The sequence below is a fragment of the Weissella confusa genome (genome assembly GCA_041871065.1).
In the GTDB taxonomy this organism is placed as follows: domain Bacteria; phylum Bacillota; class Bacilli; order Lactobacillales; family Lactobacillaceae; genus Weissella; species Weissella confusa_A.
In genome coordinates this window covers 1,381,165-1,393,842 of the sequence record CP168942.1, presented here as the reverse complement: position 1 = coordinate 1,393,842, position 12,678 = coordinate 1,381,165, and the positions used below count along the sequence as shown (strand labels likewise).

Annotated in this window: 7 protein-coding genes; all 7 read left to right on the top strand. The window is 44.1% G+C overall.

The annotated features are described in order from the left end of the window. Positions 1-77: 77 nt before the first annotated feature. The 7 genes from ACAW68_06585 (at position 78) to ACAW68_06555 (ending at position 12,620) form a co-directional block, all read left to right on the top strand. Entirely contained in the window at positions 78-1,043 is a 966-nt protein-coding gene (locus tag ACAW68_06585; GenBank protein XGA15146.1) for a TMEM175 family protein, read from the top strand. Between the two features lie 301 nt (positions 1,044-1,344). Further along, on the top strand, positions 1,345-2,271 hold the full coding sequence (gene glyQ / locus ACAW68_06580) for a glycine--tRNA ligase subunit alpha (protein ID XGA15145.1): 927 nt from the start codon (positions 1,345-1,347) through the stop codon (positions 2,269-2,271). A 1-nt stretch (position 2,272) separates the two neighbouring features. Then, the gene (glyS, locus tag ACAW68_06575; protein ID XGA15144.1) at positions 2,273-4,354 is read left to right on the top strand and encodes a glycine--tRNA ligase subunit beta; all 2,082 of its coding nucleotides are present in this window, start codon (positions 2,273-2,275) and stop codon (positions 4,352-4,354) included. 125 nt (positions 4,355-4,479) lie between these two features. After that, positions 4,480-5,184: a phosphatase PAP2 family protein gene (locus ACAW68_06570; protein ID XGA15143.1), complete on the top strand. Its 705-nt coding sequence runs from the start codon at positions 4,480-4,482 to the stop codon at positions 5,182-5,184. A 410-nt stretch (positions 5,185-5,594) separates the two neighbouring features. Beyond that, positions 5,595-8,657: a MucBP domain-containing protein gene (locus ACAW68_06565; protein XGA15142.1), complete on the top strand. Its 3,063-nt coding sequence runs from the start codon at positions 5,595-5,597 to the stop codon at positions 8,655-8,657. 370 nt (positions 8,658-9,027) lie between these two features. After that, on the top strand, positions 9,028-10,815 hold the full coding sequence (locus ACAW68_06560; protein ID XGA15141.1) for a KxYKxGKxW signal peptide domain-containing protein: 1,788 nt from the start codon (positions 9,028-9,030) through the stop codon (positions 10,813-10,815). Between the two features lie 260 nt (positions 10,816-11,075). After that, positions 11,076-12,620 (top strand): helix-turn-helix domain-containing protein, encoded by a 1,545-nt coding sequence (locus ACAW68_06555; GenBank protein ID XGA15140.1) that lies wholly within the window; start codon positions 11,076-11,078, stop codon positions 12,618-12,620. Positions 12,621-12,678 lie beyond the last annotated feature (58 nt).

Genomic DNA, 12,678 nt, shown 5'->3' with positions numbered 1-12,678 from the left:
TTTTTTGATTTGGTCGGCGTCTGTTCACATTGACTAGTTATCATTATTTAAAATTAGGGATGCTAGTGGGAAATACGATGACAGAAAAATTTGATTTGAAGAAAGCTGAACAGGCGAAGTTGCAGTTAAGCGATCGCTACTACGCAAAGCCGACGATTAATCGACTGAATGGGTTAATTGATGCTGTCTTGGCAATTGTAGCGACTATCATGGTGTTGGCATTGAAGTTGCCAATTAAAGGGGCACACGATTGGACGACAATCCAGCCTATTTTGATTGGGATTGCGATATTTGTGGTAAGTTTCATCGTGGTGGTGAATCAATACGTGACGAACATGCGTATGTTCAATTTGATTCACAAAATTAATCCGGTGGGGATGTTATTGGTGTTTAGTTGGCTGGCAGTATTAGCACTTTTGCCATTTTTTACCCGCTGGATGTTTGAAGATTGGCATAATCGGTATGCGGTGTTGGGGTACGGGATTATTTATGTCTTAGCGAGCGTGTTACAACAGTCGTTACTACTCAACTTGGTGAAGACGAATTTCAATCCTGATGAGATGGCGGAGGCAGGAAATAATTCATTGGCACAGTTGTATCATTTCGCGTTTAATACTCAGGCACGACTAACGGGAATTAGCGCAATAGTTCTGTTAATCGTGGCGACTATCTGGCCAACGTGGGGATTCTGGTTGTTTATCTTGGTGCCAATTGTTAGTTTCGTCCAAACACTGTTTGAAGGTGAATTGAAGGATCGTATAAATGATCAAGCCGCGCGTTGGCGACCAGAAGAACAAGCACGTGTGCAAGATATGTTAAATGCAGATGATGAATCAATCAGTGAGAAATCGATGGATATGCAAGAAAAAGTGTTACAACGTTTATTCTGGCGTCGCTTGTCACCAGAAAAGCGCGCTGACGCACAAAAACGATTTGATGATTGGCGTGATGAACAACGCCGTGAGCAAGCTGAGGAACAAGCACAAGAAGCAGCTGAGCAAGCCCGTGAGCGAGCTCGAAAAGAAGCACATCGTCGCGCGTAATTAATCAGTCATGCGCGTTGACTTTTAAACGCTGAGTGATAAACTTATTACATGTAATAAGCGATGAAAGCAGAAGAATTGCGTGAACTCAGTCCAGCAAGTCACCGGTGATGTGAGGGTGATCTGAAAACGCGCAAGGGGCACTGCCGGAGCACAATTTAATCCAATGAAGCTGCTAGGAGTTTTCCTAGAAGTAGGGTGGAACCGCGAATTATCGTCCCTACATCAATCATTTTTAAAGGTGATTGGTGTAGGGCTTTTTATTTGCTCGAAGCCAACCACGAGAAAGGAATTTGTCAACATGAGTGCAAAAATGAGTGTGCAAGACATTATTTTGACGTTGCAAAAGTTCTGGGCTGATCAAGGCGCAATGCTAATGGAAGCCTACGATACAGAAAAGGGTGCTGGTACGATGAGCCCTTACACGTTCCTACGTGCCAATGGTCCTGAGCCATGGAACGCAGCTTACGTAGAGCCATCACGTCGTCCAGCCGATGGACGTTACGGGGATAACCCAAACCGTTTGTACCAACACCACCAATTCCAAGTGGTTATGAAGCCATCGCCTGACAACATCCAAGAGTTGTACTTGGATTCTTTGAAGGCCTTGGGAATCGATCCTTTGGAACACGATATCCGTTTCGTTGAAGATAACTGGGAAAACCCTTCAATGGGTGCCGCTGGTATCGGTTGGGAAATCTGGTTGGACGGTATGGAAGTGACGCAATTTACGTACTTCCAACAAGTTGGTGGAATCCAAGTTGATGCCGTAACATCAGAAATCACGTATGGTTTGGAGCGTTTGGCTTCATACATCCAAGACGTGCCAACAGTTTACGATTTGGAATGGGGTAACGGTGTTTTGTACGGTGACATCTTCAAGGAGCCTGAGTACGAGCACTCAGTATACTCATTCGAAGAGTCAGACCAAGAAATGTTGTTGCGTCACTTTAACGAGTACGAAGCTGAAGCCAAGAAGGCCTTGGAAAAGGGCTTGGTTCACCCAGCTTACGACTACATTTTGAAGTCATCACACACGTTTAACTTGTTGGACGCGCGTGGAACGGTTTCAGTTACTGAGCGTGCAAAGTACCTTTCACGTATCCGTAACATGGCCCGTTCAGTTGCGCGTGCCTTCATTGATGAGCGTAAGAAGCTTGGTTTCCCATTGTTGAAGGACGAAGCTTTGCGTGCGAAGTACTTGCCTGCAGATGAGGAGGAGAACTAAGATGGCTAACTTTTTGCTAGAAATTGGTTTGGAAGAAGTTCCTGCCCACTTGGTTACGCCCGCAATTAACCAATTGGTTGAGCGTGCCGAAAACTTTATGAAGGATGAGCGTTTGGCTTACGAGTCAATCAAGCCATTCTCAACGCCACGTCGTTTGGCAGTTTTGATTTCAGGTGTGGCTGAAAAGGCTGAAGACTTTACTGAAGAAGTAAAAGGACCTGCTAAGAAGGCCGCTTTGGACGCTGAAGGTAACTACTCAAAGGCTGCCCAAGGATTCGTACGTGGTCAAGATATGACGATAGACGACATCACGTTCAAGGAATTTAACGGTAACGAATACGTTTACGTAACGAAGTTTGAAGCTGGGCAACCAGCTGCTGCTGTTTTGGCAGGCTTTAAGTCAGTTGTTGAGGCAATGACGTTCTCAACGACGATGAAGTGGGGCCGTCACACGTTCGAATACGTTCGTCCAATTCGTTGGATGGTTGCGTTGTTGGATGATCAAGTTGTGCCATTCGATATTTTGGGTGTTGCAACAGGTCGTTCATCACGTGGACACCGCTTCTTGGGTCACGATGTTGAAATCGCATCTGCTGACAAGTACGAAGAAGCTTTGACATCTGTTTTCGTGCAAGCTGATGCTGAAGCACGTAAGGAAAACATCCGTGCACAAGTGCGCCAAATTGCAGCTGATAACAACTGGCAAGTGGTTGTTGACGATGATTTGCTTGAAGAAGTTAACAACATCGTTGAATACCCAACGGCCTTTGCTGGTGGCTTCGACGAAGGTTACTTGGAAGTTCCTGACGAAGTATTGATTACGTCAATGAAGGAGCACCAACGTTTCTTCCACGTGGTTGATGCTAATGGTGCTTTGTTGCCACACTTCATCTCAGTTCGTAACGGAAACGCTGAATACATCGACAACGTGATTGCCGGTAACGAGAAGGTGTTGGTTGCCCGTTTGGAAGACGCTAAGTTCTTCTACCACGAGGACCAAAAGCACGACATCGACTTCTACAACAACAAGTTGGAAGTTGTTTCATTCCACGCTAAGTTGGGATCAGTTGCTGCACACACGCGTCGTGCCAAGGCATTGGCTGCTATCATTGCTGGTCGCTTGAACTTCTCAGCTGACCAACAAACGAAGTTGGCCCGTGCAGGTGAGATCTACAAGTTCGACTTGATGACTGGTATGGTTGGTGAGTTCGACGAATTGCAAGGTATCATGGGTGAGAAGTACGCCAACTTGTTTGGTGAAGACGCCGCTGTGGCCCAAGCAATCCGTGAACACTACATGCCAATCTCAGCTGATGGTGAATTGCCAGCGTCAGATTTGGGTAAGGTTTTGGCTTTGGCTGACAAGTTGGATAGCTTGTTGTCATTCTTCGCTGGTGGCATGGTACCATCAGGTTCAAACGACCCATATGCTTTGCGTCGTGCCGCTTCAGGTGTTGTAAACATCTTGGCCGACAACAAGTGGGAGTTGGACATTGACGGTATTTTGTCAGACTTGATCGATGATATCAACGCTGATGCTGCTAAGTTCGGTTTGCCAGAAGACGTTATGGCTGAGTTGCAAAACAATGTGGCTGCCGTTGTGAACTTCTTGACGGACCGTGTTGTGAAGGCGTTGCAAGATGATGGTGTTCGTCGTGACATCATCAACGCGGTAACGAAGAATGACTTTGCTGATACGACTCAAATGTTCGAATCAGCACAAGTTTTGGCAGCTCACGTGGCTGACGATAACTTCCGTGAAGGTGTTGAAGCTTTGACGCGTGTCATGCGCTTGACGACGAAGAACGCTACTGACGCGGTTGTTGATGTGACGTTGTTCGAGAACGATGCTGAAAAGGCTTTGTTCGAAGCTGTTTCACCAGTTGCTGAAGTTTCAGAAACGGATGCCAAGTTGGTTGCTTTGTTGAACTTGCAACCAGCAGTTGCAGCTTACTTCGATGAGACGATGGTCATGGTCGAAGACGAAGCTGTTAAGAACAACCGTTTGGCTACGTTGCACGCGGTTGCTAATGAAGCAACTAAGGTAGCTAACTTCTTGGAGCTTGACGTCAAGTCAAACTAATCATTAATTAATACGAAGGCCAGGCAATTTTTGCCTGGCCTTTTTTTGTGTCTCGAGCACCATTCGAAAATTGTTCACAACGCCGTGATAACCTGTGTTTGATGAAGATGATAGGGGGGAATATCATGACAAGTTTTAAACAGGTTTGGCACGCAAAATGGCCAATGATTGTGGGACTGTTTTTGTTTGTATGGGCGATTGAATCGTTCAGTTATTTTGTTGTGGCAACTTGGGCTGGTGGCGTGCATGGCGGTGTCGCTTCAGCGGTTAATTTGCAGTTGGGCATTGATCGCGTGATACCATGGTTTACGCCGATTTTTGCACTGTATATGACGTTGCCATTTATTTGGATTATTTTATGGCCGGTCATGGCTTGGTTTGCTGGCCGGGAGCGTTTGTTTTGGCAATACTTCACGGTAAGTTCGCTGGTTTACGTGATTTCGACGGTGATTTACGCTGTTATGCCAACAGTGACGATTCCGCATGACTTTTTGGTGGGCCCGATTCAAGTTTTGTCAAAGGACAGTGCATTCTATAGTCAGATTGCGGTGCTAGATTCGTCATCTGTGAACGTGTTCGGATCATTCCCAAGTTATCACAATACTTGGGCGGCCTTAGCTGTCTTTTTCGGCGTTGTAGCCCTTCGTGAGCGCCGTTCTGTCCTTGGTGTTATCTGTGTTGTCTTCGGCTTGTTGATTACGTTAAGTACGTTTTTGTTGCACCAACACGCGGTTTTGGATGCGGTCTTCACATACGCCTTAGTTGGCTTGTGCTGGTGGTTGGACGCCAAGTTAGGATGGTCAAAAAAGTTGTTGCAGGCAAAGAAATAACGGAATTTGAAAAAGAGAAAAACATTGTATTGGGCGTTCGTTTTATACAACGAAATTTTCGGCTGAAAAAATATTTTGGTGATTTTATACTTGTTTTCAGGACGGTACAGTTGGTATGCGTTTAGAAATCGTTCTGACGAGTTGATTTATTAAAATGGATTATTATGAAGCCGTCACAAAACCTAGTTGTGATGCCGGTTAGACCAGATAATACCTGATGTTTTTACTGATAGAATGCGATTTTTCGTCGCATTCTATTTTTTTATGCATTCGATAATGTGTTCATTTCGACCCCAAAAGACTGTGCTCAAATCAGCCTATTCGAACCTAACATATACCTCTATGTTGCGGGTTTTAACCCGTCGAGTGAAGGAAGAGGTAATGGGTTTATGAAACGAGTAGTTGTAAATATGTCAACGAGTCGAAAGGAACGCTTCAAGCTTTATAAGGCAAAGAAGCGTTGGTTGATCGCCGGATTGGCATTTGCTGGGGCAGCAATGATGACTGGTGGACAAGTGAGCGCGGACCAAGTGTCAGATGCACACACTGCACCAGTTGAAGCAGCTGTATCAACGCAACCAGATGCTAGCTCAGCAACTGGGGCGGTTGTGACGGCTACTTCTGCTACGTTGACGACGGATGCTACGACAAATAGCACGAAGCAAGAGGCAGTTGAACCAGCTTCAACGCCAGCACCTGTAACGGACACGACGACTCCAGCGCCTGTTGCACCAACAACTGAAGTTACTGCTGATCAAGCGGTTGTTGATACACCTGCAGTACAACAAGCTTCAACGCCAGCATCAACAACGGCGGCAACACCTAATGCAACACAGGAAAGTGCACAACCAGTTGCGAACAACACGACTGTCGCCCACACTTGGGATTACGCAACTGATACTAATGTTCAAGCAACCGTTGGTACTACGATTAACGGAGTTGAAAATAGTAAAGGTGATGTCGTTGCTAACGGGGGCGATTTCACACAATCAAATTCTGCACGTGTTATGAATGGTTATTCTGTCACTGTGTCTATTGATAATACTAAGGAAATGTATCACAACGGAGATACCATTCAAATTCCAATTTATGGAAAAATGGTATCAGCAAATACATCAGTTGATACACAAAACTTTGATGTTGTGTCAGCAAAGGGAATGTTGATGAACAGTGGTAAGACAATCGGTACATACGTTGTTGCTGATGGGCATTTGGCAATTACGTTGACGGATGAATTGCTAGGTGTATCCGAGAGCACGCTGAACATCACAGGTACAGATGCTTCACCGGTTGCAAGCACAGCTATTTGGTTCAATGAAAAAGCAAACGCAACGGTTTACTTTGGAAATTCACAAGTTAGTGGATCATTGGCGTTTGTTGCTGGTAACACAAAGGGATACGACAAAGCTAATACGACTCAATGGGGTTACTCAAAGAGTGATAATATCGGTGTCGAAAGTTTCTTCCAGGACAACGATTATCTAAATGCAATCTACAACGGCGATGCCAAGACGGCTGCTTCAGAAGAAAATGGTAAGTACGGTACGGATGACCTTGTTCAGATTCAACGAATTACCGTTAATTCAGGTACTGTAAAGGCGGTAACGTCAAATCGAACGTATGCAAATTACTGGGTTCCAAGAGTATCTGGTGATTCATTTATTGCGACATCAGTGACGGCGGCAGCTATTAAGTTAAGTACAATTGAGCAAGAAGTAAAGTCTAACTTTAAAACTGATGGCATGGATATTGCTACTTTGGAAGGCGAAGTTGCAAAGTCATTAAAGTCAGCTGGAATTGGCGCTTATACCATCATCAAGATTGATGATAACAATTACTTGGTTGCCTATAACATTGGTAACCCATACACAGATTATTCAACTGAGGGGTTGTCAAAAGACCCAGCCAATGATTTTACTAATTTCTTGGTAAATGGTAAGAATCAAGGTAATTTGACGGCTTCACAACTAGCAAAATTGCAAGACAATATCGATCATGCAACTGCTGGTAAAAAGTCGGTCGGTGCGGGATCTGTTGTTCATATTTTTGACGTGGCGTTTGCGGACAATGGTACAAAGAATTCTGTTACTTCAACGCTTGATACTTACAATGTGAACGGTGAGAAGTTAGGGTCTACTGGAAAGCAGACCATCACGACCACGCCGGATTCACAAAACTTTAACGGGCAAGCGCAACTTAAGGTTTTGTATGTTGATGGTCAAGGAAACACGTTGGCACCTGCAGTTACGAAGCTTGCTAAGCCAGGAACTACGTATAACGAATCAGCGCCAGAAATTCCAGGCTTTACGTTTAGCCACACAAATGGAAATGCACAAGGTAAATTTGGAGCCGCTAATACATCAAATTCAGTCGTGTTTGTGTATGACGCCGACGAACAAACGGCGATGGTACCGAACGACCCAATCGTAGCTGAGATGGTACCGAATGACCCAATCGTAACTGAGATGGTGCCAAACGATCCAATCGTGACTGAGATGGTACCAAATGATCCAATCGTTACAGGCATGGTACCGAACGACCCAATCGTAACGGGGATGGTGCCAAACGATCCGATTGTGACTGAGATGGTACCGAACGACCCAATTGTGACGGGCATGGTACCGAACGACCCAATCGTAACTGAGATGGTACCGAATGACCCAATCGTAACTGAGATGGTACCGAACGACCCAATCGTAACGGGGATGGTGCCAAACGATCCGATCGTAACTGAGATGGTGCCAAATGATCCAATCGTTACAGGTATGGTACCGAACGACCCAATCGTAACGGGAATGGTACCGAACGATCCGATTGTGACGGGGATGGTACCAAACGACCCAATCGTAACTGAGATGGTACCAAATGATCCAATCGTTACAGGCATGGTACCAAATGATCCGATTGTAACTGAGATGGTACCGAACGACCCAATCGTAACAGGCATGGTGCCAAATGATCCGATTATAACTGGCATGGTACCAAACGACCCAATCGTGACTGAGATGGTACCGAACGACCCAATCGTAACAGGCATGGTGCCAAATGATCCGATTATAACTGGCATGGTACCAAACGACCCAATCGTGACTGAGATGGTACCAAATGATCCGATTGTAACTGAGATGGTACCGAACGACCCAATCGTAACGGGAATGGTGCCAAACGATCCAATCGTGACTGAGATGGTACCAAATAATCCGATTGTGACGGCGATGGTACCGAATGCCCCAATTATGAGTTTGGGAAACAATGATACAAATCATTCGCAAAATGGTGCGAATGGTGAAGAAGGTACACACCAAAACGTTGACAACGCTAACGCTGTGAATCGAGCCAAAGTGGCTAATTCAACTGTTGTGTCGCTTCCAGAGACAGATGCTAAGAGTAATCAAGATAAGAATTCTCTGCTGGTAGTTCTTGCAGTTTTGACGAATTTGGTAATTTTTGCGACCGTGCTAAAGCGTAAGTAATACAGAGAATTTCGACTCAATAAATTATTAATAAGCCAAAAACCGACCATAAACACGATATGGTCGGTTTTTTGTATGTAATGAAATTGGATACGTTGGATTATGTTGAGCAATTTCGTACTGATTTAGCGGACTAGGCACCTAAATCTGTTTTGTATAACTGTCATAAATATTGGAAACCTTGATACACCGGCATTTGCGACGTTTTATTTTACATTAGACATAAAAAACAAATTCTTTCATATGCTTAAAACATTATGAGTGAAACTTAATAATCAAAAATACAATGACTTTACACGTTGATTAATCAGGCTACCTGTTAGGGGTGATCTCGATTAAAAGTTTCTAAGAGTGGAAGGGTTATTGAGTTATGATGAAGAAGAATGTCCAAAGCAAGGGTCATTTTAAGATGTATAAGGCTGGTAAGAAGTGGGTTAGTTACGGATTGTCAGTAATGGGTGTTGCATTGGTTGTTGGAACGCCAGTTATGTCAGCAGCAATCCAATTGACAACGCCAGAAACTGTATCTGCAGCTTCTGTTCAAAACACTGATTTTAGCAAGGTGCCAGACAGTGTTTTGACGGCAGCAAGCACAGAAGCTGACGTTGATCTGTCAAACAACGGTGAGTTTTCAGCTTGGTTAGCAGATGTCGTTAAGAACTGGGACAACTGGTCAGATCAAACAGCAGCCCGTAACGCACTGGCTGAGTTGGGCCGTGCTTTTGCGCAAAACAAGAATTTGAAGTCAGTTAATTTGAGTGGAACGTTTGCTGCTGCCAATGCGGCTGATAAGCACAACGGTCACGACGCAGCGCAGTTGTTCTGGGAAATGCAACTTTCTGACGTCAAGACGGCATCTTTTGAAACGCTTGACTTGTCAAACAACAACTTCACGCCTGAGCTAACAAACACGGTGTATGCAGCAAATGGTATTAACACGACAGTAAAGCACTTGTTGTTTGGAAACAGCAGTGCTGAATTGATTGCAACCATTCATGCAAATGGAAACAATAACTATGCAGCCGATGGTCACCACGGATTCGGTGGTAAGTTTATTCAAGCTGATGTGTCAGATACAGAGATGGTTCCAAATGAGCCACAATACATGACATCAGAAGCAGTAGTGCCAAATGAGCCACAATACTTGACGTCATCAGCGGTAGTGCCAAACGACCCACAATACTTGACGTCATCAGCAGTGGTGCCAAACGACCCACAATATTTGACGTCATCAGCAGTGGTACCAAATGATCCACAATACTTGACGTCATCAGCGGTAGTGCCAAATGATCCACAATATTTGACGTCATCAGCAGTGGTGCCAAATGACCCACAATACTTGACGTCAGAGGCAGTAGTGCCAAATGACCCACAATATTTGACGTCATCAGCAGTGGTACCAAATGACCCACAATATTTGACGTCATCAGCAGTGGTGCCAAATGACCCACAATACTTGACGTCATCAGCAGTAGTGCCAAATGACCCAATTTTGACGTCATCAGCAGTAGTGCCAAACGACCCAATCTTGACGTCATCAGCGGTAGTGCCAAACGACCCAATCTTGACGTCATCAGCGGTAGTGCCAAATGATCCAATTTACAGTTCATCAGCGGTAGTACCAAACGATCCAATCTTGACGTCATCAGCAGTGGTACCAAATGATCCAATTTACAGTTCATCAGCGGTAGTACCAAACAATCCAATCTTGACGTCATCAGCGGTAGTGCCAAACGACACAATCTTGACGTCATCAGCGGTAGTGCCAAACGACCCAATCTTGACGTCATCAGCGGTAGTGCCAAATGATCCAATCTTGACGTCATCAGCAGTGGTACCAAACGACCCAATTGAAGCACCAGCCAATGGTGTTACGGATGATGATAAGAATCAAGCTAAGGATGCTATGACAGATGAAGCTGCTAAGCAAAATGTTGCCGAGGATGCCACGGTTGTTTCAAGCATTGATGATATTGCACACGCAGAGACGCCAGCAGCTTTGCAACAAGCTGTTGATCGCGCTGCGGTAGCTATTTCAAATGCGGTGTCATTGCCAGAAACGGCTGCTAAGGGTGCCCAAGACAAGAGTGCCTTATTGGTAGCTATGACGGTTATGGCTAGCCTTGTAACTTTTGCATTTGTACAAAAGCGCAAGTAATCTGTTAGTTTTCAAAGTTTAGTTTTCGAGAATAATGAACAGATTACCCAAGTTTGTCCATTGAATGAATACGAAAATAAGACGAATAAAATAATATAGACATAAAAACCGTAATTGTTCAGTATGATTATTCGAATTGTGGTGTACAATGTTAAAAGAGGACTTATTTATATAGGTCCTCTTTGTTTTTTGTGGGATGCAACACAGGCCTCCGATATGTGGGATTGAAGAGGTTGCTTGTTAGGGTGAGAGAAATGTTAATGGGTTACGAAGTCGATTGGTTACTCGACAAAGCAGACAATGATGAAATTGCGTTAGCATCATTTATTGTCAAAAATAATAGTGACAAAATATTTGTGACAGAGTTAGAAACTGAATTCGATTGGTCAGGATATAAAGTTCGCCGAACTGTCGAGTTGTTGGCACAACACTTGCTTAAGTTGTACGGTGTTGATGAAGCGGGCGAGAATGCAATTCAACTGACAGATCATAATCGCGTGGTGGTTATCTCTAAGTATCGACATATCAATTTAGATGACTTGAAGTACGAGTTGCTATCACAGTCATTAAAATGGCAGATGCTGGTGGATATGTTTAATGAGCGAATGATTAACTATGAACGTTACGCAGCAGAAAAGTCTGTCTCTGTGGGGACGGTAGGTAATCATAAGAAAGAGTTGGAGCATCTACTCTTGAAATATGGTGTGTACATCACGCCGCAAAACACCCTTGAAGGGGATACCGAATTGTCAGTTCGGCTGATATTCATTCAAATTTATGCCCATTTCTATGGTGGACGTAAAATGCGATTCAATCATGCGTTGAGTATTACAGTTCAGGATTGCTACGCGCTATTGAATAAGTTGATTCTTGAAGATGATGGAAAGCTTTCTTCATCAGAGTGGCACTTTTTGAAAGTTTATTTGTTGGTATCGCTTACCAGAGAACGTCACGGACACCGTGGTGGTGAAACCTTAACCAACTATATTTTGCGACCTTGGCAAGAACTTTCACAACGTACGCAACTAATCTTGACGCAGTTAGTCCAGAAGTTCAAAGAAATTAATCTTTTGGACGAAGAAGCGGATGTCTGGGCACAGGTTCAAGGGTTCTATCTCGCGATGTACGTGGTCGGCCTAGGCGGACGGCTAGATTGGCAAACCGATTTAGCAGAACCAATCGTCCAAAATGTTAAGGATTTGTGGCAGGTGATGGTGCGGGTGTTTGATTCGCATATACAATCAACTATGCCGGAAGGGACAAAAGAGGCGCTGCCCCGAGATGTTTTGGCACCGTTGATTCTTGTCGAAGTATACAAGGAACACAACGAGTTATTGCTCGGTAATCCGGTAAGAATTGATAATGCAATTTTAATGGCGCCAACGACGGCACAAATTACGGACGAAATCATTTCTGAATGGCAACAATCGATGGCAATTGATTTAGAAATGATGAAAAATCTTTTCTATGGGCCAATCTTCATGTTGTTATTTTCAAATGTTAGTTTGACGTTATTTTGGCCGCCGGTTAATGTCTTAATTGATATTCGTACGCGACCTAATCTTGAATTGATGTTGCGACGTCTAATTTCAGGATTCTTAAAGATTAACGTGCAATTTGTAGATGATTTAAAGATCGCCGACATTGTCATTTCGGATGTCATTGGGCCAACTGCTAATATGAACAATCGATTCAATTGGCAAGATTTGCCAAGCACAAAACAAATTACACAGTTACAACGAAGTCTGATTGAGGTGCAAAGATCAAAAATGGTGGATAAAACCGAAAAAACAGACTTATTCTAAGATGATGTATGCAATAGTGGTACGGCCTATGTGGTTGTACCACTATTTTGGTTTCGTG

Bases quoted from the DNA above. Each gene is read 5' to 3' on its own strand.
- ACAW68_06585 (XGA15146.1), top strand. From the start codon at position 78: ATGACAGAAAAATTTGATTTGAAGAAAGCTGAACAGGCGAAGTTGCAG.
- glyQ (XGA15145.1), top strand. From the start codon at position 1,345: ATGAGTGCAAAAATGAGTGTGCAAGACATTATTTTGACGTTGCAAAAG.
- glyS (XGA15144.1), top strand. From the start codon at position 2,273: ATGGCTAACTTTTTGCTAGAAATTGGTTTGGAAGAAGTTCCTGCCCAC.
- ACAW68_06570 (XGA15143.1), top strand. From the start codon at position 4,480: ATGACAAGTTTTAAACAGGTTTGGCACGCAAAATGGCCAATGATTGTG.
- ACAW68_06565 (XGA15142.1), top strand. From the start codon at position 5,595: ATGTCAACGAGTCGAAAGGAACGCTTCAAGCTTTATAAGGCAAAGAAG.
- ACAW68_06560 (XGA15141.1), top strand. From the start codon at position 9,028: ATGATGAAGAAGAATGTCCAAAGCAAGGGTCATTTTAAGATGTATAAG.
- ACAW68_06555 (XGA15140.1), top strand. From the start codon at position 11,076: ATGGGTTACGAAGTCGATTGGTTACTCGACAAAGCAGACAATGATGAA.